Source organism: Rheinheimera soli (genome assembly GCF_031457405.1).
In the GTDB taxonomy this organism is placed as follows: Bacteria; Pseudomonadota; Gammaproteobacteria; order Enterobacterales; family Alteromonadaceae; genus Pararheinheimera; species Pararheinheimera soli_A.
This window is the reverse complement of sequence record NZ_JAVDWR010000001.1, coordinates 440,713-460,241: the sequence shown is the minus strand read 5'-3', so window position 1 is coordinate 460,241 and position 19,529 is coordinate 440,713. Positions and strand designations below refer to the sequence as shown.

The 19,529-nt window shown below is 46.2% G+C and carries 19 protein-coding genes; 5 read left to right on the top strand and 14 right to left on the bottom strand.

What is annotated here, in order from left to right:
- Window positions 1-51: 51 nt before the first annotated feature.
- On the bottom strand, window positions 52-375 hold the full coding sequence (locus tag J2W69_RS02120) for a type II toxin-antitoxin system RelE/ParE family toxin (protein ID WP_310274089.1): 324 nt from the start codon (window positions 373-375) through the stop codon (window positions 52-54).
- A complete protein-coding gene (locus J2W69_RS02115) occupies window positions 375-623 on the bottom strand; it encodes a type II toxin-antitoxin system prevent-host-death family antitoxin (protein ID WP_310274087.1) in 249 nt (82 codons plus the stop codon). Before J2W69_RS02115 ends, J2W69_RS02120 begins: the two co-directional genes overlap by 1 nt.
- A 190-nt stretch (window positions 624-813) precedes the next feature.
- On the opposite strand from J2W69_RS02115, the gene parS reads away from it, so the two are divergent.
- Complete coding sequence (gene parS, locus J2W69_RS02110; protein ID WP_310274085.1) at window positions 814-1,266, top strand: type II RES/Xre toxin-antitoxin system antitoxin; 453 nt, start codon at window positions 814-816, stop codon at window positions 1,264-1,266.
- Window positions 1,266-1,736 (top strand): RES family NAD+ phosphorylase, encoded by a 471-nt coding sequence (locus J2W69_RS02105; protein ID WP_310274082.1) that lies wholly within the window; start codon window positions 1,266-1,268, stop codon window positions 1,734-1,736. The genes parS and J2W69_RS02105 overlap by 1 nt, the downstream gene beginning before the upstream one ends.
- A gap of 270 nt (window positions 1,737-2,006) precedes the next feature.
- Here the strand turns inward: J2W69_RS02105 and J2W69_RS02100 are convergent, their stop codons facing one another.
- From J2W69_RS02100 to J2W69_RS02060, 9 genes are all read right to left on the bottom strand, one after another.
- A complete protein-coding gene (locus J2W69_RS02100) occupies window positions 2,007-2,780 on the bottom strand; it encodes a MipA/OmpV family protein (RefSeq protein ID WP_310274080.1) in 774 nt (257 codons plus the stop codon).
- Window positions 2,777-3,415: a DUF2306 domain-containing protein gene (locus J2W69_RS02095; RefSeq protein WP_310274078.1), complete on the bottom strand. Its 639-nt coding sequence runs from the start codon at window positions 3,413-3,415 to the stop codon at window positions 2,777-2,779. Before J2W69_RS02095 ends, J2W69_RS02100 begins: the two co-directional genes overlap by 4 nt.
- Before the next feature lie 112 nt (window positions 3,416-3,527).
- Window positions 3,528-4,580 (bottom strand): AraC family transcriptional regulator, encoded by a 1,053-nt coding sequence (locus J2W69_RS02090; protein ID WP_310274076.1) that lies wholly within the window; start codon window positions 4,578-4,580, stop codon window positions 3,528-3,530.
- A gap of 157 nt (window positions 4,581-4,737) precedes the next feature.
- Entirely contained in the window at window positions 4,738-5,943 is a 1,206-nt protein-coding gene (locus tag J2W69_RS02085) for a lanthionine synthetase C family protein (RefSeq protein ID WP_310275069.1), read from the bottom strand.
- A gap of 121 nt (window positions 5,944-6,064) precedes the next feature.
- Window positions 6,065-6,586, bottom strand: coding sequence for a GNAT family N-acetyltransferase (locus J2W69_RS02080; protein WP_310274074.1), 522 nt, complete (start codon window positions 6,584-6,586; stop codon window positions 6,065-6,067).
- Between the two features lie 100 nt (window positions 6,587-6,686).
- Window positions 6,687-7,388 carry an HAD-IB family phosphatase gene (locus tag J2W69_RS02075; RefSeq protein ID WP_310274072.1) on the bottom strand — a complete coding sequence of 234 codons (702 nt, stop codon included), beginning with the start codon at window positions 7,386-7,388 and terminating at the stop codon, window positions 6,687-6,689.
- A 31-nt stretch (window positions 7,389-7,419) separates the two neighbouring features.
- Window positions 7,420-8,052, bottom strand: a complete 633-nt coding sequence (locus J2W69_RS02070) for a DUF1780 domain-containing protein (RefSeq protein ID WP_310274070.1) — start codon at window positions 8,050-8,052, stop codon at window positions 7,420-7,422.
- Window positions 8,053-8,637: 585 nt separating this feature from the next.
- Window positions 8,638-9,465: a class I SAM-dependent methyltransferase gene (locus J2W69_RS02065; protein ID WP_310274068.1), complete on the bottom strand. Its 828-nt coding sequence runs from the start codon at window positions 9,463-9,465 to the stop codon at window positions 8,638-8,640.
- A gap of 199 nt (window positions 9,466-9,664) precedes the next feature.
- Window positions 9,665-11,989, bottom strand: coding sequence for a TonB-dependent receptor (locus tag J2W69_RS02060; protein WP_310274067.1), 2,325 nt, complete (start codon window positions 11,987-11,989; stop codon window positions 9,665-9,667).
- A 348-nt stretch (window positions 11,990-12,337) separates the two neighbouring features.
- Here J2W69_RS02060 and lodA point away from each other — a divergent pair, with 348 nt between their 5' ends.
- From lodA to J2W69_RS02045, 3 genes are all read left to right on the top strand, one after another.
- Window positions 12,338-14,362, top strand: coding sequence for a CTQ-dependent lysine 6-oxidase LodA (gene lodA, locus J2W69_RS02055; RefSeq protein WP_310274066.1), 2,025 nt, complete (start codon window positions 12,338-12,340; stop codon window positions 14,360-14,362).
- A gap of 6 nt (window positions 14,363-14,368) precedes the next feature.
- The gene (lodB, locus tag J2W69_RS02050) at window positions 14,369-15,505 is read left to right on the top strand and encodes a lysine-epsilon-oxidase maturase LodB (RefSeq protein WP_310274065.1); all 1,137 of its coding nucleotides are present in this window, start codon (window positions 14,369-14,371) and stop codon (window positions 15,503-15,505) included.
- A 140-nt stretch (window positions 15,506-15,645) separates the two neighbouring features.
- Window positions 15,646-16,461, top strand: coding sequence for a substrate-binding periplasmic protein (locus J2W69_RS02045; RefSeq protein ID WP_310274063.1), 816 nt, complete (start codon window positions 15,646-15,648; stop codon window positions 16,459-16,461).
- 84 nt (window positions 16,462-16,545) lie between these two features.
- On the opposite strand, the gene J2W69_RS02040 is transcribed toward J2W69_RS02045, so the two are convergent.
- The 3 genes from J2W69_RS02040 to J2W69_RS02030 all read right to left on the bottom strand — a co-directional run bounded on the left by J2W69_RS02040 (window position 16,546) and on the right by J2W69_RS02030 (window position 19,499).
- Window positions 16,546-16,845 carry a YciI family protein gene (locus tag J2W69_RS02040; RefSeq protein ID WP_310274061.1) on the bottom strand — a complete coding sequence of 100 codons (300 nt, stop codon included), beginning with the start codon at window positions 16,843-16,845 and terminating at the stop codon, window positions 16,546-16,548.
- A gap of 102 nt (window positions 16,846-16,947) precedes the next feature.
- Entirely contained in the window at window positions 16,948-17,658 is a 711-nt protein-coding gene (locus tag J2W69_RS02035) for a DUF3581 family protein (RefSeq protein ID WP_310274059.1), read from the bottom strand.
- A 74-nt stretch (window positions 17,659-17,732) separates the two neighbouring features.
- Window positions 17,733-19,499, bottom strand: coding sequence for a GGDEF domain-containing protein (locus J2W69_RS02030; RefSeq protein ID WP_310274058.1), 1,767 nt, complete (start codon window positions 19,497-19,499; stop codon window positions 17,733-17,735).
- Window positions 19,500-19,529 lie beyond the last annotated feature (30 nt).

Genomic DNA, 19,529 nt, shown 5'->3' with positions numbered 1-19,529 from the left:
GTGAGTTGCATACGCCTATTGGGTTTTGTATGAAATGAGGGGGAATAGAACTCAATCCTGAATCAAATCCTGCTGACGTAATAAATGCTGTTCAGGAGCCATGCTATTGGACAGTATGCCGACAATAACCACGTCTGATTTTCGCTTCAGGTAATACACCACCTGATCTTTTAGCGGAAATCTATAGGCATGTTCAGCAACATCTTTTAGTTGAATTCCCATTTCAGGATGATTGGCAAGGCTTTGCAGCTTTTGCAGCAGGATCTTTTTATAGCTCAACCACTGGTCATTGCCCCAGGTTTCGACTGTGTATTTACGTATAGCCACCAAATCAGCTCTGGCATGGCCACGAAGAAAAAACGGCGTTTTTGCCATCAGTCATATTTTCCGGAATCCAATTCGTCAAAAAAGCTTTGACCGTCCTGCAGATCTTCTTCACTAATATTCTGAAAACGAGCTTTGACCAGTTCCATTTTCATCTCTTCCAGCTTTTTATATTCTTTGGCTGAAATTACAAATGCAACAGAAGTACCATTTTTCACTATCTCTACCGGCTCTGATTGGGCAGTAAGCAACATAGTGCCGAACTTAGTTTTTGCTTCGTTTGCAGTTAAAGAAATCACGACAGGCTCCAAAAACGGACAAGTTATCGTTCAAAATAGTCGAATCGTTCGATTTATGCAAATTCAGAGTGGTGGTCACTTCATAACGAGGTTGCTGAAGTTGCAATAACAGCTCATATGAACCACAATGAATAGGCCATTTGGTCCTGGCAAAATAAAACCAAGATAAACAAAACGAAGGTAACTGCTGATGTCTGCCATCGAACTTAAAAGCTTTAAGCCAACACAAAACCATAAAACAAACTTTTGGTTTAGCCTTGGTATTGAAGACTCCAAAACAGTTCGCACTGAAGCTGTGCATCAGGGCTTTAAGCCAGTGGTGTATCGTAACCTGGTCAACAGAGTCGGATTGTCACAACACGAGTTTCACCAGATCACCCTTATTCCTGTCAGTACCATCAAACGCAGACTAAAAAATAGCGAGCGTTTCAGCACTCAGGAAAGTGATGCCATGTACCGCCTCGCCATGCTGATGAAACTGGCCACCGAGCTATTTAATGATGAAGAGCGTGCGCTTGAGTGGATGAAAAGCAGTGTCTATGGTTTAGACGGCAAAAGACCTTTAGACATGGTATCCACCACAGTTGATTTCGAGATTGTAAAAGACCTGATTGGCCGACTGGAACATGGTGTATTTTCCTGATGAAGCTGTTCAGGCTGACGCAGAAAAAATTCGCTGAAGCCCCCTTTAGCCCGGCAGGTGCAAAACGTTATGGCGGCCGCTGGAACAGCAAAGGCACAGAAGCCTTGTACTTTGCAGGATCCGAATCGCTTTGTGCTTTGGAAGTATTTGTCCACTTAACCAAAGACCCGGCAGTAATCGAGCTATACAACCTATACGCTATTGATATGCCAGAGCATTTGATTGCGAAGTTAGATCAGGAAGATTTACCAGCCAGCTGGCGGACTATTCCTGCAAACGAAAGCACACAACTGATTGGCGATGAGTTTCTGAACAAACCAGAGCCAGAATACGCTGCGCTGCAAGTCCCCTCTTCCATATCACCCCGCGATCACAACTATATTGTCAATCCAAAGCACCCGGCATTAAACGAAATGCTGGCAAAAGCGGAGAAACTGGAGTTTGAATTTGATCCGCGAATATTTAAGTAGCAAGGTCAGGTTCAGCCATTTTGGCTTTCCCACGTCTTGATAACTGGCTTCATCTTTCACCGCACGTCTGGCATCACCGGCGGCTTGTTTGTTCCAAAATTTTTCTTTGTCAGTCATTTTCGCTTATTCCCTCAACCCCGATGTCTATACTCAGGTGCGGGGTGTATTCAGCTTCTTCAGATCATGCGCGCTAAACCTTAGCTTAGCCAAAATAAAAGCTCTGTTACGCGATGACCGGCTGATACTGGGTCATCGCGTAAACACTGTGTTTTAAAAATTACGCACTATGCCTATAAAAACACCCCACGCATTTTTTTCACCCATGATGGGGCTGTCGGTAATTTCCTCTGGTAAAACTTCTACTTCGCCGCCACCTATGAACGCCCATGATGGTGAAAGGGAGTAAATGGCCATGGCATTCACTTTAGGTATTAACGCTGCGTCTACCCGGTATTCTGTGCGGTTGAATAACTGGCCTTGCACCATAAAGTTTTGAGCCTCACTGTCATTCACACCAAAATAATACTGATTCAGCTTTTTGCTCTGCCAGGATAAGCCTGCGCCGGTCATCAGTTGTAATTTGCCGAAATCAAAGCCTTTGCTATAGAAAAGTGCCACTTCATCCCCCTGGTGTTTGGACAACAGATCATGTTTGTAAGACAGGCTGAAGCCATTCCAATCCACACTAATTCCGCCATCCACTGTGTCTGAACGCATTTTCATACCCTGCAGATAAGGGCTGTCTGCGGCTTCATAACCCTGAATGCGGCCCGATACCAGCGCACTAATTGCTACACCTTCAAATTCTGCCATCTTGTAGCTCAGTGTCGTCACCTGAAAGCTCAGACGTTCACCCTGATAAGAAACCAGCGGCATGGCAATTTGTTTGGCTTTGACTCCTTTTTGGGCAGTTTGAAAACTTGCCACACCAATACCCAGAGCGAATTCAGCCTGCTGAGTTTGGCCAGGAGTGGTTTGGGCAAAAATAGTGGGGGTAAAAAAACTGAGGCCCATAAGGCCTATAAAACAACAGGATTTTTTCATAAGGTAAGGCTTCCGGTGATTGGCGCTTTAGCGCGGGTTAGAGTGTAAAAAAGATAAATTTCAATGATGACCAGGTTGATGCTCCAGCAAAGCCATGCGACCAGGGCATAGCTGGTTTCAAAGCTAAAAACGAGCGAAAGCAGAGGCAACAGCACCCGCAAACTGATAGCAGCACAACTGAGTGCAAAGCTGCGTAAAATCCAGCGGCGGTGTGCATCAAACTGGCGGGCAAGTACAAAGCGCAAGGCTATAAAAGTGCTGCAAAACCATAAAACAGCGGCGATAAAAAAGCCTGAACCTGTAATGGCTCCCAGGTGCGAATAAAAAGAGAGGTAAACTCCGCCCATTGCACCTGCCACTACGCAGAGGCAATAAGCCCGCCCCAGCCAACGATGTAAACGCGACGGCCTTTTGGTCCAGAGCTGAATTGCCCCCAGGCTGAGAGCAAGGCCGCCACCGACAAAATGCGCGTAGAGCAAAAAGGGGTTAAGAATGCGGAATTCAGCGATAAAGCCTTCATCACTGTCGCTGTAAATCCAGTGATAGCCAAGGGAATAAGCAGTCACAGCGAAGGCGAACATCAGCAGTACAACTTTGAATCTGTAATGTCGGGCGCTGGGCAGCAAGCCGGGCATAAGCAAGTCCTTCATAGGTAAACACTGAGCGCGGGGGGCGCTAATTTGTGCTTATCTTGCTGATGTGGCCTTGCTTAAGCGTCCTGAATTCTAAGATTGGACGTACAAACTCTTAGTCTTGCACTTTTTTTCGGTATTCCGAAGGGGTTTGGTTGGTGTGTTTCTTAAAAATGGCGTTGAAACTGGATTTAGAAGAGAAACCACAGTCGAGCGCGAGGTCGAGTAAATTTTGCGACTGAGGCTCACGCAAGCGTTGGCAAACGGCATTGATGCGAAATTGATTCAGGTATTCATGAAAGGATTGGCCAAGGTGATCGTTCAGCACCTGTGAAATATGGTGGCTGGCAATACCTGTATTCTCAGCTAATTGGACAAGGCTAAAATTGCTGGCGCGCCAGGGAGAATGGTCGCGCATATGTTGTTCAAGCACGGTCAGAATTTGTCCGCGCAAATCATCGGGTAAACGATTGTCACCGTATTTGATGCCATTCTCTTTTACCGCCGCAAAAATATCGGGCTGGTGCAGGCTGGTATAACCCATGATGTAAATAAGCAGGCTCACTAACAGATAAATCACCTGATTGTCGATTTTAATGTAGATGACGGGAGTCAGAGTGGAGATCCACACCACCAGCCAAATAATCATGTTAATAATCAACAACCTTTGAAGCCATCTCAGCCGCGGCAACACTGACATGCTGCTGTCGGCCGATTGTTGATAACGCCACAGCAGGATGCCGCTGAATATAGCGTAGGCAGTGGCGTACAAAGGCATAAACAGATCGACGATTTCAAAATGCCAGGGCACCCGACTGGCAATAATATGTTCAACTAATCGCAGTTTGCCCGCAGAGCTTTGCAGCAGCGCAGGCAGGTTGAGCAGTACGCCGATAAAAAAACCAGCAAAATGTATGCTGTCGTGCCACCGCAGCGGTTTCGCCAGGGTAAGACTACGAACATACAAAAATAAGAAGCCGCCGTAACAAAGCGGTAAGAAATTAGTCAGGCCTATGAATTCCGGGTATTGTTTGTAAATATTTTCCGCGTAATAAATTTGCCCTAACAAATCCACAGATAAAAGCGCCACCCATAGGGCTAAAATATGATTTGCCTGAACATTGCGCTTGTGCAGCCCCAGTACGCCTGCTAATAAAAAACCTTGCATAGCTGCGGCAAAAAATAAGAGTGATAGAAGGTTATCGAACACAAGTTTACTCGCCGATCAATGTTTATAGTCCTGAGTTGGGAGTTTACCGCAAATGGTTTTATCAGCACCGTTAAATTTATAAGACCGGGTATGGCTGATACTTTTCGCAAAAAAATCAAAATAAATCCAATCCTGGTATTGCAGCCGTTTCCGGGTACAAACAGTGATTTAAATAAATGGCCAGACCCGCATCACCTGTCCATAAGGTGTATCGCCCCTGACCATAGCTCAGGCGATCTTTCTGGCATTGTTCAATAGCATGCATTGCAAACTTTCTTGCCCGGTCAAGCCAAATCTTGTCACCCCACCTATGATACAGATACAAAAATGCATAGCCATTGCCGGCAGTTCCATGACAAATATTTGAGCCCTTTTTCAGTGGACCTGCCTGCCAAACTAATTCACCGGCCTTCGTTAATAGTTTATCAAGCTGGTGAGAATAGCCAGAATTGGTATCCGGTGTCCTTGCCATTGCTGTAATAATACCCGCCGCGCCATGACACCATTGAACAAGCATTTTCTTTACATTGGGTTTAGCGTAGTGAACCCAATTGGCGGTATCCAGGTTTTGTTCTACAGAAAGACTTAGTGTATCAACCGTCCTTGCTAAGATTAATTCGGAGCACTCACTTTCAAGCAAATCTATCCCCTGAAACAGTATATTAGCATTACCCACTACACCATGACATGCGCCATAATAGCAGCGCTTAACCCCAAAAACCTGGCTCTCCCATAGCCATTCTTTGGTTTTACTATCATATTTCCAGCTTTCTAATAAAGCTGTAGCGCCTCTGATATATAAGTCTTTCCAAATTGTTTTACCTGTTTGACGGTAAAGCGCAAGAGCAGCATGCATCATTCCACTTTGCCCAGATGTGATCTCGTATAAAGGCAGATTTATTGTTGCCTCCATCCGCCGTATCAGCTTCTCTTCCAATTCTTGATTTGCCGGTTGCGCCAATAGTGCTGGCAGCATAATGCCGAGTTCGCCCAATTGCAGGCCGGGTTCAACTGACACATCAGGCTGCCGCAAATAAGATTCGTGTATTCTCGTAAGCAAATAGGTTAAATCACGTATCTGATAGCCGTAACGCCTCAATATTTGCAAGGCATGCACGGTACCGGCAGCCCCGGCATAAGCAGACCATAAAGGCCCGGCTCTGGGGTAACTCTCTGCATCCAGTGGATGTGTCGGCCAGCAAGATCCCGGCAACAAAGATTTTTCAATGTCATGAACAATGAACATTATTGTGCTTTGAACAACATCTTTGTTCCATACGTTACCGCAAAGCGCTTCATGGCGGGCTTTATCAAATAACATCAATTAGGAAATTCCAGAAGAATAAATAAGTGTCGCCTGTACTGCCAACGCTTTGCTAATGGACTGCCGCAGCGCAGCCTAGGCCACGCTTTTTGTGGCCGGAACGAAACTAAGCAACTTGTTATACCTGACGTTCTGAACGAACACGCGAGAACAGATTAAGATCGACAAGTCGCCCTTTAAAATAACGCGCTTGTCGCATTGTTCCTTCGAATACAAATCCGGATTTCTTTAGCATATGCTCTGATACGTCGTTACCATGAACTGTAACTGCTTGAATTCGATTCATAGAAGATGATTCAAAGAAAAATCGGGCCAAAAGTGCTAAGGTCTCACTCGCGTATCCTTTGCCTCGATGACCACTGAAAATTCTGTAATATATTTCTCTGCCATCAATATAGTGTGCAGCTTTGAAGAAGCCAGCCTCTCCTACAATTTGACCGGAAGAATCCTCAACGAGCAACTTTCCACAATGATCTTTCCAGAAACCTGTATCCGCAAATTCTGTCTTAAAAGCAACCTCAGAGACAAAACTTAGCGGCATGAAATCACCAGGGTCTTCATAATTCGAGGACAAGCTGTAGAACTCATCTAAATCAGCCGCTTTTACATTTCGGATTCTTACTAACACACCTTTGATCAAAAGATGCTCCTAAAGGTATAACGCCCAAATTTAGCGCGGAAAGCCGCGCAGCGGGTTGACGTCGCAGCCAGCGCTTTTTGCTGGCGATAATATTTGTTTGTTATGCCCAAGTTACTACCGTCACAGACTGGTCAAAAGACTTAATTAATTTCTTAAGACAGCTTTGCTTGGGGTTGACTATAAAACGATGAGTACACAAGGCTAATATAGGTATGTCCACAGAACTGTCTGAATAACCAATTATTGATTGATACTTAACGAGGTTTAACCGCTGGTGGATACTTTTTACTTTATTTTTCGCATAGCAATGAAAGCTACTAACCATACCGCCAACCAAGCGAGCCTCTTGTGAACAAGCGAACTCAACTTTTGGAAGCGCCAATTGAGCAAATACCTTTTTAACCATCCACTCAGAAGCACCGCTTACTATCACTACTTTGTCCAATTTTTGAATGTGAGCGTTCAGGGTCTCCACTGCTTGTTGGTACACCACTGTCTTTTCACTTTCGAGATACTGCGTAATAAATTTATTGCGCAGTTTTATTACCTTTTTAATCGGCATTCCAATCGTAGCAAGCCATAGCCAAACGGAGTAACCGACAAACTTTGCCTTATCAAAAAGCAAGAAAGGCAGTACAAAAGGACATGCGAATAGACAAGCAGTAAGCCTTAATGGATTACGAGCCAACATAAATTTCATATATTCGGCTCCAGTATCTCTACTGATTATCGTTTTATCAAAATCGAATAAGACAAGGTTCACAATGATCGATTCTTCCTCGATAAGGCATAACGCTGCCATAATTTGCCGCCTGAAGCGCAGCGTAAGGCGGTCAAATTGATGGCTTTGTTAGCCATTTTTGCTCATTAATCTTGGAAACCTTCTCAAGAATAAACACCGGGGCAAATTGCGACGAAAATAGAACAACGGCTTGTTTAGAGTTTACGCACGAAACAGACCTCCATCCTAAATCTGAAAATTCTTCGCCTTTAATTTCATGCGATTGAATAAGTGATGCTCTAGTGCGCGTTGCATATATAAGCAGATCAAGCCCGCTCTTCGATGCTTTATATGTTTCGCTATTTGCCAATTCAGCGGCCTTTTCGAGAACGAGTTCATAGATGCTTGCGAGTGGCGGCACATCACGGGCATCCCCGACCAGCAACACATCTTGAAGGGATGTTGCTTCCTTTATGGATTTGTAAACATCCTTGTACATCTTTCCCCGCCGAAGGTTTGGATCTGGCAGTTCTTTAACCTGAAATAAGGCATTACGGAAGCGAACATCAGCTTTATTGTCCTGTTCAAGAGATTGAAGCTCTGCGTCATGATATTCCAAGCCGAGCACAGAAAGAAATTCTGAAACTACCCAACGTTCTCTTTCCTCCTTCTTCCTATTGGAGAAGTACTCAACATCCTCCCATGCAGACTTCTGGAGGTGCTTGAGAATCTCACGCTCATTCATTTATGCGCTCCTTTTCTGCAGAGGCTAACATTTGTATATTGTGCCGGCAGGTCTGGTCTGGTTCTACCAGATAATCGATCTGCATTAGTTTATTGATAAATAACATAAATTATAAATAACTACGGCTCAAACCTGTCAAAAGCGTGCTGGCACACTATTACTTCTTTCTTGCCTGTTATTTTTAGGCTGATTCACTCTAAGTTGCTAAATTAGAGTGTTTTCCCTTCTTCAGTAACAGATAAATGTACCTTTTTATTTGCCAAAAACCTGCTTGTTTTCTTATCAAAGCAAATAACACTGTGTATTCGTCCATATGTACAGTCAAAGCCTGCTGATAGCACAAAACCTAACTCCGCAAAAGCGAGAGTTATAGATCTCATCGGCCCCTGTTTAACAGGGATAGCGAAACGCGCGGTCCCAATCGATGGGTTTACGGCCTGCCTGCGTGGACTATGCCCTTACCGCTGCAGCATCCCCCTTTGTTGCACTGCCGCTTTGCGGCGAGTGCAACCTACATCATGTACAACCTACATAGAGCAGAACCTACAAGTCATCGAACCTATGTCACTCTGGCAATAACAGCCCCTACTCCTGCGGCTTTCTAAACTTCAGCACCATCTGGTTGACTTCGCCAATGGCCCGATGTTTGGCTTTTTCCTCGTCAGTTCCGGCTAACGTCGGTGGTAAAGACCAAATACCTGATGGGTGATCGGCGGTATCTTTTGGATTGAGCAGCATGTCGTCGCGATCTTCAAAGCTAAATCCGGCTTCTTTAGCCAGTGTTAACCATAACTGCTCTGGCACATAACCGGTTTTTTTCCACTCTGTATTTAGCAAATGCTCTGGTAAGCGTGGAGCTACTACCCCTAATACACCACCAGGTTTCAGTGCTTTGTAAAAGTTAGCTAAGGCGTGTTTTAACGAGGTTTCACCTTCGAACATATAAAGCTGATTGCGGAGAGACAACACCACATCAACGCTGGAGGCTGGCGCTATGGCAATATCGGCCAAAGGTGCGAAATCTGTCACTGTGACGTTTTTGTAAATAGGGTGCGATGCCAGCTTGTTATTGAATTCAGTGCGGCCTTTTTGCATATAGTCAGCAGGCAAAAGTGTGAACTTATCTGAATAATGCGCGGCGTAGAGTTTGCCTTTTTCGGCCAGCAAAGGAGCAAGAATTTCGGTATACCAGCCCGAGCCAGGCCATACTTCGACTACCGTTTTTTCTGGTGTCACTTCAAAAAACGCCAACGTTTGCTCTGGCTTTCGCGCAATATCACGTTTTTTGTTGGCGTCAGTGCGGGCTTCATGCTGCAAAGCCTGACTGATACTCGTGCTGGCATCGGTTGTGGCAGCGAAGCTGGTTTGGCTTGCCAGCAGAAATAAACTCAAACCCAGTATTTTAGTCAACATATCCAATTCCTTTTACTGTCTGTTTTTTGTCAAAAGCCTAAGCAAAACGTAGAGATAAAAGGTAAAGGTATTTATTTGTTTTTGAAAGTAATTTAATCAATAGAAATTAAGAAAGCTGCAATTGAATCATTATGCTGCTGCCGCGGCAGAGAAAACCATACAGCCCTCTCCTACCGCAGCTATTTTTTACAGCAAGCTGTTACATAAAGCGTTTCGTAAACTCAATGCCAAACAGCCTTGGTGCAGCCGGAACAAAGCTTGGGTAACCAAAAGCACCGCCCGTGTTGCCCGCATCCACCAGATATTTTTTATCAAATACGTTGCTGGAATACAGAGTCACAGACCAGTTTTGCTGAGTGTTTTCCAGGCCAAAACGCAGGCTGGTCAGCTGCACAGCACCCTGAGTAATATCAAAACCTGCGACAGGTGCATTGGCTTCTTCAAAGAAGATATCGCTGCGGAAACTGTACAACAAGGAGCTGTTTAACTGATATTCGCCGCCCAGTTCATACGAATGCAGCAAGCCAGTGCCCGCAGTGTATTCAGGTTGCAGGCGGAATCTGTTGCCCGCCAGATTACCGTTGCTGCTGTCGTCGTCAATTTTGGCGTCTATCCAGGCCAGATTAGTAAACCATTCCAAATCATCGCTTAAGCTTGCACTGAGTTCGGCTTCTATACCCATATTTTTGGCATTACCTGCGTTGTCGGTATAAAAATTACCGGCGTCGTCCTGCAAGGTGACCTGAAAGTTCTGGTAGTCCTGATAAAACATCGATACCGCATAACGCAGCTCGTTATTTGCAGTGCTGCCTTTGATACCCGCTTCGTAATTCCAGATAGTTTCTGCCGGCAGTTCGGTAATACGAGGTATTGCACCAGTCGGGCTGCGGGCTGAGTTAACATCCACCACTTCAGAACGACGCCCTTTGGAGATAGTGGCATAGAGATTCAGTTGATTGTTCACACGGTACAAAGCATTAAAACGCGGTAACCAGGCGTCAAAGCTGCCTTCGGCGCTAAAAATTTCACCATTGGTTGAGACTACAGGTAACAGCGGGGCTTTCGCCAATACCGAATTGGCAAAGTTTGAAGCGTAACCGCTGGTTTTATCTTCATCGACATAACGTAAACCTGCGGTCAGCTCCAGCGCCTCTGTGACGGCATAACTGAAATCAGCAAACACCGAAAAAGCTTTGTTTTCGCCAAAGTTCTGGTAGCTGCCCTGATAAGGTAATAGCTGAGCCTGTCCTTCAGTGAGCAGTGGCGTCAGAATATTCACTGTGCCGTCCGGGTTGATACAAGGCAGATTCAATGCTGCCAGTTGACCAACACAGTTCAAATAAATGGATTCTTCTGTACTGAAAGGCACTAACTGAGAGCCATCTTCGTCAAAGTAACTGATGCCAAAGAAGCTATTGAGCTTGTCGCCGCTGTAATTAAAGCGTAATTCCTGACTGAACTGATCGCCTGTCGCATCTTCAGCAAACTCTAAAAACCAGGCTTGAGTCCCGTCTGCATCAAACACTTCCAGCGAGTCGAAGCTGCGTTTAGCGCTGATGCTGGTTAACTGCCACTGCTCGTTTAAATCCCAGTTGACCGTCAGGTTTAAATCTTTCACTGTACGCTCAACACCCAGATCAGACTTACCAAATACCTGCTGAGCTAAAGGACTGCCACTGGCTTCCACAAAGCTGTAAGGGCTGGTATCGCCTCCAGTTGGCGCAAAACGACGGCTCTTAAAAGCTGTGCCTGTATCGTTGTTTTTCTCAAAGTTGTACACCAGATCCAGAGTTAAATCGTCATTGGGAGTGATACGCAGCGAAGGACGAATACCAGTACGTTCAATACCATGCAGATCCGGCTGATGTTGTGCGATATTTTCCACATAACCATCACGTTCTTTATAGGTAAAAGCCAGACGGCCTTGCACTTTCTGCTCGCCCCCTGTGATAAAACCATTCATATTTTTCGCGGCAAAATTACCCGCACCTAAAGTAACAGCTGCTTCAAACTCTTCCTGAGGTTTACGGGTGGTCACACTCAAAGCGCCGACGGAAGCCGCAGTACCAAATAAAGTCGCTTGTGGCCCTTTCACCACTTCAACCCGTTCGATATCAAAGAGTTCAAAGTAAGAGCCGCGTGAACGGGAAACATCGGCGCCGTTGTAATACACAGAAACCCGGGGAGAAGACTGAGCTGAACCACTGTCAGAGGTAATACCACGAATGACAAAACCCGGGTTGTTTGGGCTTTGCTCCTGGATCACTAAACCCGGAGTGATTTCAGACAACACATCCAGATCTGCAATGCCCAATTGTTCCAGCATTTCACCAGTAAAAGCCGTTACCGTCACTGGCACATCCTGAATAGCCTGCACCCGCTTTTGTGTGGTGACAGTGATACGTTCTATCGCCGCGTCATCGCCCTCTGCCGCCATGACTGCGAATGCACCACTGGCCAAACTGGCCAAAATGAGTGAGCTTAACATCTTCTTTTTAAATTGTTTTTGTGTGGAATACGTCATAACTAAAATCCATCTGAGTGAACTAAACAGCGGATTAAAGTAAAGACTCTAAATGACGTTACAACTACATTTGGCTTACAAGTTGATTACAGTGAACAACTCATTTTTGCACAGAAGAAAAACATCAGATACAGCTGAATAAAAACACATCAGCAAACCCTGCCACCTGAGCAGTAAAACCAACCTTATCATACCGATATCAGAAAAATATCAGGGTTTTGGGTACGCAGCCTTGTGCTTGTTCGCTATAGTTGAGTCGCGTTCAATAGTTGCCCGCATCACAACATTCAGTTGAGCCAGAGTATTCCAGCTGAATACAGCCATTTAAGCCAAACAAGGAACATATCTATGGCTCTTCGTATCCATCCTTCCGTTGGAGTTGCCCGCTTGGGTAACAGTCCGGAACAGTTTTATCTTGCGCCGGAAAAAACAGGCCAATTGCCTTTTGAAGCAGATCCATTCGGTAATAAGGGCGAACCCGTTCATCAATTTAAAGACTATGCAGGCCGGGTGCGCCGTCAGGGCCAAGCCTTCAAATTATTGTCAGAAGATGGCACAGAGCTGACTCTGGACAATCCGAATGTGCAGTCCATTCAATGGACAGTGCATTTAGCCAATAAAAAAGCCGCCTGGTATCAATACAGCGAGTTGCAGGGTAATTTATTGTATGGTCCACAGAACAGTTATCAGCAACAAAAAGTGCCCTTTCGTAATCCGGATCAGACAACAGAGCAGGACAGACAAAAGCTGATTATTGATCCGGGCCCTCGCAGTTTGGCTGGTCGTCGTCAGAGCATTGGTTTTGATCAAAACAATGCGCCACAGGGGTATCCGGTGTCTTATCCGCCAAGCACAGTCACCTACGGTACAGCCATTACCACCTTAGGGGATTTACTGACCGATGATCTTGGGCGCTTAATTGTATTAGGTGGCTATGGCAATGCAGGGGGTGATGAGCCTTTGACCAGTTATGGCGGTTCTAACACCTGGCACGATGATATTTCAGACGGCCCGGTGTACTGCACTGTCACCTATCAGGATGGCAGTTCTGAACAACTTTCAGCCTGGGTTGTGGTGGGTTCACCTGACTTTGCACCAGAGATTGTGAATATTTCAACTTTGTCCGACACCATGTTTGATGTGGGAGTACGCTTTTACAATCTTGTGCCTGAAATTTACAGCAACGGCCAGTTTAACCCGGATTTCAAAGCCAATTATCAGCGCGATATTGAGCCTTTGGTTGAAAGGCTCAGCCGTTATCAGTGGGTTGCCAATGTGCAGGCCATGAGCGCTTTTAACTCACGGCAGTTTGACTACGCCGATAACAGCGACGCCAACAAAGCCAACCGCCAGCAGTATTTTTCTTATTTTCGAGGCCTGAACAAAGAAGGAGATCCTTCGGCTGATCAGCCACAACAAGTGTTGTTTAAAGATAACTTCCCTATGTTGCCATTGAACTCTGGCAGTAATTCGGTCAGTAATGAGCTGATCATGAAGTTTCTGGCACTGAACGAAACCCAGCAGTTTTTGCTGAGTCAGTGGGCTGAAGGCCGGTTTGATTCGCACTGTGAGGCAGCCCCTTATCCGGTCAACCCTCTGGATCAAGGCAGTGTTGGTAACTGTGTTGGCTTGCCGATGTGCCCAGGTATTGAAGTTACCTGGAGTATGCAAAACCCTGCTGTTTATGCTGCACCTTACCGTATTGCCGATGAAAAAGGTCCGAACGGGTACAACAGCACAGGTTTAACTCCTTCCCGCGATGAATGTGAAGGCGGCGGTTGTCAGCCTGGTGATTTAACCAAACGTATGGCATGCCCATGGCAGGCTGATTTTTTCCAGTGCACAGTACAAACGGTCAACTTTACCGTGCCTGAAGTGAATAAAGCCAACGGCGCCCCTTTACCTCCAACTTATTATGCTTACTGGTGGCCGCCACAAAGTCCATGGGATGTACTGACGGGTGAAACCACAGTGGAAGGTCAGGCTACGTCTCACCTGCCTGCCGGACAACAGATGAATTATGCCCGGGGTATCAATTCTTTTGTACAGATGGTGGAACACTGGTCAGCGCTGGCCTTTATCCGGGATAACAACAGTCAGGCAGCGGGCTATCCGTACTTTACGGAAACTGAACGCAACAATGAAATTTTCTCTTATAAGGAAGTAGGAGTTGGCGCTATTACTGGTAATCCGGATGATAACGAAACCACCATACCTGTGTTTTATATTGAGGCGGATACTCAGCAGGTAAAAACCAAAAGTGCCAGAGCAGTGCAGATGGTCAAAGCGCTGGAACAACGGGCTTTTAAAGCTATTGAAGTGGCATCTGGTGGCCTTGGCACTCCACGTTCAGGCACCAGGATGAGGCGTTAACAAAAAATGAGCGACCTTAACATCAAAACTGATGTGGTCATCATAGGCGCAGGCCCTGCCGGGGTCTGCGCCGCACTCAGTTTATTAACTTACTCCTCACTGAATGTGGTGGTGCTGGAGCAATCCGATTTCAGTCAGGTGCGTGTCGGCGAGCATGTCTCAGACAGTTTGTTTGCCCTGCTGGATTACCTGAAATTACAAAAAAGTGATTTTCCGGCCCATTGTTTTTTACCTTGTTATGGCGACACTACCTATTGGGGCAGCGACTTACCCCGGGTACGGCATGCTATTTTCAGCAGTGAAAATGCCAGTGTGCAGCTGGACAGAGAAAGTTTTGATTTTACTCTGATTGAACAGTTAACAGCACGGGGTGGCACATTGATCCCCCGTACTCACTGCGCCGTCAGTCAACAAGACTCAGAATGGCTGCTGCAGTGCACTCACCCGGCGCAAGCCCCTTTTGAGATCCGCGCCCGTTATCTTATCGATGCGTCTGGCCGCAACAGTTCACTCTGCCGCCAATTGGGAGGCCAATCCCATAAACTGGATCAACTGATGGGTGCAGGCTGTTTTTTCAGTTGCAAGGACCATACAGAAGGCGCGCAGGAGCAACTGATTGAAAGCACTGAATATGGCTGGTGGTATGGTGCAAGGTTGCCTAATCAGCAGTATGTCGCCACGTTTTTTTCTGATAGCGACATTATCAGTAAATTACGGCTGAACCAGCGTCAGCACTGGCTGCAACTCTTGCAACAGAGTCAGCATCTGAAGCGCCTTGTCAAAGACTACACAGCTTTGTCTGTCCATCCCTGGTTGCGTAATGCAGGTAGCCAGTACAGTGATGCCAGCACACTTCGCAACTACCTGGCTATTGGTGATGCAGCCTGTGCTTTTGACCCTATTTCGTCGATGGGATTAGGTTTTGCCCTGACCTCCGCCTGTCATGCTGCACGACTGGTGATATCAGAGCTGGAGCAACAGCAAGATCTTATGCAGGCAACGGCGGTAACACAAGCCAGGCAGTTGTATCAGCAGGATCTGCACACTCATTTTGCCTCTTACCAACAACTAAGGCGGCATTTTTACCAGACAGAACAACGTTGGCTTCATGCGCCATTCTGGCAAAGACGTCAGGCGGGTTGATGGCTCTTTATCGAATAAACAGAACTGTGCAGAACTAAGTAGCAGACAGTGCCTGTGGCAGAAACTTTGACTGTCTGCAGCCTGCGTATATAGTTGAGCTATGAGTTGAGTTTTATTTAATTTGCTGTATCAAGGACACTATGAAGCTTTTACACGCTGCCCTGGTTTGTCTGCTGCTGAGTTTTCCGGGTTACAGCTGTACCTTACGTATGGGCATTGAAACCAGCTTTGCGCCTTATATTATTCAGCAAGGCGACAGCTGGCGTGGCCTGAACGTTGAGTTGCTGGCGCGCCTGGCGCAGGAAGTCGATTGCAAACTGGAGTTTATTCACAGCCCCTGGTTACGCTCTTTAAAGTTGATCGAACAAGGCGAGCTGGATGTGTTAAGCCACTTAAGTTACAACGCCGAGCGCAGTGAACACTTTGCTTTTATTGGCCCGCATCAGCAGGAAGTGATCTATCTGGTCGGAATAGCAAAGGCCTTTCCTGGCTTAACCGATCTGAAAAAACTAAAACGCAGCGGCACATCGGGCATTATTGCGTTACTGAATGGCGCTTATTATGGCGATGAGCTGGACAGCATTTTAAACGATGCAAAAAACCGCACCCGTTTTGTATTTATCCGTGGCAATGAAGACAAACAGGCTATGCTGCTCAATGGTCGGGTGCATGGCGTACTGGAAGATATTGCAGCCTACTATTACTGGAAAAAACAAACTGATTTATCTACGGTAGGCCTGGAGCCTTTATTTGAGGTGTACCAAAGCCCGGTGTATTTTGGTTTTAATCGCCGAACCTTGTCCCCACAGCAGTTAGAACAACTGGCCAAAGCCTGGCAGCTTTTATACAGCAATGGCGAATTAAGCCGCATAGTGCAGCCTTATCAGGTGGCAGAATATCAGTTTAGTTTGCCACAACCAGCATCACGTTTACCGTCACAAGAACCGCAGTTATAACCGCAAGATCAGTTGCAATGATCAAAAAAAATCCCCAAACATGGTCGGGGATCTTTGAAAACTATTTAACCAAGCGGCGAAAACTTAAGGCAGAACCTTTTTAAATGGCTTGACCACTGAATTGGCGTATACACCAGCAGCAATGTAAGGATCTGCTGCAGCCCAGGCTTTGGCCTGTTCTAAAGACTCAAACTGCGCTACCACTAAAGAACCGGTAAAACCTGCTTCGGCAGGGTCTTCCAGATCAACTGCAGGCAAGGGCCCTGCAATGAGCAAACGCTCTTGCGCTTTTAATTCCTGCAAACGGGCTAAATGCTGTTCACGCACTTGTTTGCGCAAAGCCAGGCTATTTGGCACATCTTCAGAACAAATCATGTAATACATCAATTAACTCCGCTCAATTCAATAAGGCACTTGGGGCGCAGCATTTGTGCCGCAGCACTTTAGCAAAAACACAGGTGCAAACCAAGCCAGCGAAAACTTTAGTTAAACGGCGTGCTGAAACTGAGTTTTACGTTCGTTGTAAAAATCGACCATTTGCTGCATCACTGTTTCTTCATAAGGCTGCAGGCTGCTTAAGATCATACGTTTTTCGCCACGGCCTATCACTTCGCCATTTTCTACGAACTCAAAACCTAAACGCGCTAAACCACGTTTGCCTTCGACTGTTAAATCATTATGGGCCAAACGTAACTCAGGTGATGCGGCGGAAAAGCGGTCAAACTCCAGTGTCATGCTTTCGTAAATCACCAGCGGGCGCTGAGCGTTAATCATCACCTGATGCTGCTTCATTAAAGGCTGCAGAATATGCGGGAAGTTTTGACCAGAAAAACGCACATAGTCTTTAACTAAAGATTCGATGTAGGCCAAATCATGATGAATTTCACCTTGCTGGCGCAAAATTAGATAATTTTTTTTCTGTTGATCACATAAACGCCATTCATCACCTTGTTGCTCTGAGTGCAACAGCACATCTGAGCTGACCATACCGGCGAAAGTGCAATGTAACTTCCGGGCTAAACCGTGTTTGCTGACCATATGGGCAAACAACAAATCACCAGGCACACAGAATCTTTTACTGTCGGCGTCGTGGATGGGGTTAAAATCTGTTGCCACTTCCTTGGCAAAACGGCAGGCCTGCTGACGGCTAAAACTGACTTCGTGGTTATGCTCACTAATAAACTGCTGTAAAAACATGGATCCCCGTCCTGACGACTATCGAAGTGGTGCAGTGTACCTCAGACAACGGTTCAAATTGGTCTAGCCAGTCATTAATTAACTAAGACATTCTGGCCAGGCCCACGTCGGCGTGAGATAAACAAAAAGTTGCCCTGTGGTTTTTTCGCCTGTGTTTTGGCATCACTGGCCAAAGCGGCCACATCATGATGACAAACACATAACCTTGGGTCGGGTGACACTACCCCAACAGCCAGGCTGAGTAAAGGATAAAACACCTGCTCGCCACTACGATTCTGACTGCGAATGCCTCCGGCCTGCACATGAGCACTTTCGTAATAAAACAGCACCCGCTCAGCAAATTCATTCAGCACCTGCTGACACAACAGCTGCCAGTTGTCGCTGGTGAAGATCACCACAAAATCATCGCCGCCTACATGACCAACAAAATGCCCATCGGCCCCGGCTATACTGGTCAGCAACTCAGCCACCAGTTGGATCACCAGGTCGCCTTTGCTGTAACCATAGGTATCGTTGTAAGGCTTAAAGTCGTTTAAATCAAAATAGGCGATATGAAAGCTTTTACGTCGCTGCAATAAACCATCAATTTCACGATAAATAGGCACATTACCAGGCAATAAGGTCAGAGGGTTAGCGTAACGCGCATTTTGTAATTTGCTTTCTGTAATACGTTTTAATAAAGCCCGCACTGAACCTAAGCCCAAATACTTTTGCTCGCGGGTGACAATAAAATACCAGCTGCCTTCGTCGTCCTGATCGGTCACCTGCTGACTCAATTGATCCAGGCTGCAATGCTCGTCTACGATCACAGCATCCTGATCCATCAGAGCTTTGACGGTTTTCTTTTCATACAAAGCCCGGCCATATGGGCTTGAGAACAGCTCAAATAACACAGACTTCTGAATAATACCGACAGGCTGTTCGTCTTCGACCACTGCCAGACTGGACCACTGCGGGTTTTTACTGAAAATATCAAAGAGTTGCGCTACAGTTATCATACTGGCCACGGCCGGCACAGTTAATAATAAAGCGCCAACTTGCTCCGTCGAGTTCGGAGGTGCACTGCCCTGATTAGGATTAAGCTGATAACTGCCTGTGACCACAGAACTCATCACCGCATTTGGGCGGCCTAATAAATAGCCCTGGCCATAATCGGCACCAAGTTCCTGACAAAGCAGCAACTCTTCGCGGGTTTCAATACCTTCGGCCACCACTGCAGAGCCTGTGCTTTTCGCTAAGGCAATAATACTGCGGACAAATTCTTTTTTGGTCGGGTCGGCATGCACCTGACTGATAAAGTAGCGGTCAATTTTAATCAGATCGGGTTTAAGTTCAGACCACAGCTTTAAACCGGAAAAACCGCTGCCTAAATCGTCAATGGCAATACGAAAACCCAGTTCGCGGTAATGATGCACTGCATTGATCAGCACAGAAGAGTCATCCACCTGATACTGCTCCGACAGCTCAATAACAACACGACTTGGGTCCAGTTGATACTTTTTCAGCAGGGCCAGAGTTAAACCAGAAGGATGATCGTTGGACAATAACAACAGCGGGTTGACGTTTAAATACAAATCGCCCTGCACAGCAGCAGCGGAAAAGGCAGCAATACTCAGCTCCCGGCAAAGCATTTCCAGTTCAGGCAATAACTGGCACTGATGCGCCACTTTAAATAACACTAAAGGAGAATGCAGCGGACTGTCGGACGGGCCACGGATCAGTGCTTCATAGCCCTGAATATGACCAGTATTAAAATCAAGTACAGGCTGAAACAGCGGCTGCAACTTACGCTGCTGTAAAATACTGACCAGTTCTTGCCTGTAACTTTCATCTGTCCACATCTGACTACACTCACCCAACTTCAATAGGCG

What these genes read in the sequence shown, in the direction of transcription:
- J2W69_RS02075 (WP_310274072.1), bottom strand. Translation starts at nt 7,388, where the DNA reads ATGGCAGCGTTATGCCTTATCGAGGAAGAATCGATCATTGTGAACCTT.
- J2W69_RS02040 (WP_310274061.1), bottom strand. Translation starts at nt 16,845, where the DNA reads ATGTATTACATGATTTGTTCTGAAGATGTGCCAAATAGCCTGGCTTTG.
- J2W69_RS02065 (WP_310274068.1), bottom strand. Translation starts at nt 9,465, where the DNA reads ATGTTGACTAAAATACTGGGTTTGAGTTTATTTCTGCTGGCAAGCCAA.
- J2W69_RS02030 (WP_310274058.1), bottom strand. Translation starts at nt 19,499, where the DNA reads ATGTGGACAGATGAAAGTTACAGGCAAGAACTGGTCAGTATTTTACAG.
- J2W69_RS02045 (WP_310274063.1), top strand. Translation starts at nt 15,646, where the DNA reads ATGAAGCTTTTACACGCTGCCCTGGTTTGTCTGCTGCTGAGTTTTCCG.
- J2W69_RS02060 (WP_310274067.1), bottom strand. Translation starts at nt 11,989, where the DNA reads ATGACGTATTCCACACAAAAACAATTTAAAAAGAAGATGTTAAGCTCA.
- parS (WP_310274085.1), top strand. Translation starts at nt 814, where the DNA reads ATGTCTGCCATCGAACTTAAAAGCTTTAAGCCAACACAAAACCATAAA.
- J2W69_RS02035 (WP_310274059.1), bottom strand. Translation starts at nt 17,658, where the DNA reads ATGTTTTTACAGCAGTTTATTAGTGAGCATAACCACGAAGTCAGTTTT.
- J2W69_RS02090 (WP_310274076.1), bottom strand. Translation starts at nt 4,580, where the DNA reads ATGCAAGGTTTTTTATTAGCAGGCGTACTGGGGCTGCACAAGCGCAAT.
- J2W69_RS02105 (WP_310274082.1), top strand. Translation starts at nt 1,266, where the DNA reads ATGAAGCTGTTCAGGCTGACGCAGAAAAAATTCGCTGAAGCCCCCTTT.
- J2W69_RS02100 (WP_310274080.1), bottom strand. Translation starts at nt 2,780, where the DNA reads ATGAAAAAATCCTGTTGTTTTATAGGCCTTATGGGCCTCAGTTTTTTT.
- J2W69_RS02120 (WP_310274089.1), bottom strand. Translation starts at nt 375, where the DNA reads ATGGCAAAAACGCCGTTTTTTCTTCGTGGCCATGCCAGAGCTGATTTG.
- J2W69_RS02070 (WP_310274070.1), bottom strand. Translation starts at nt 8,052, where the DNA reads ATGAATGAGCGTGAGATTCTCAAGCACCTCCAGAAGTCTGCATGGGAG.
- J2W69_RS02085 (WP_310275069.1), bottom strand. Translation starts at nt 5,943, where the DNA reads ATGTTATTTGATAAAGCCCGCCATGAAGCGCTTTGCGGTAACGTATGG.
- lodB (WP_310274065.1), top strand. Translation starts at nt 14,369, where the DNA reads ATGAGCGACCTTAACATCAAAACTGATGTGGTCATCATAGGCGCAGGC.
- lodA (WP_310274066.1), top strand. Translation starts at nt 12,338, where the DNA reads ATGGCTCTTCGTATCCATCCTTCCGTTGGAGTTGCCCGCTTGGGTAAC.
- J2W69_RS02095 (WP_310274078.1), bottom strand. Translation starts at nt 3,415, where the DNA reads ATGCCCGGCTTGCTGCCCAGCGCCCGACATTACAGATTCAAAGTTGTA.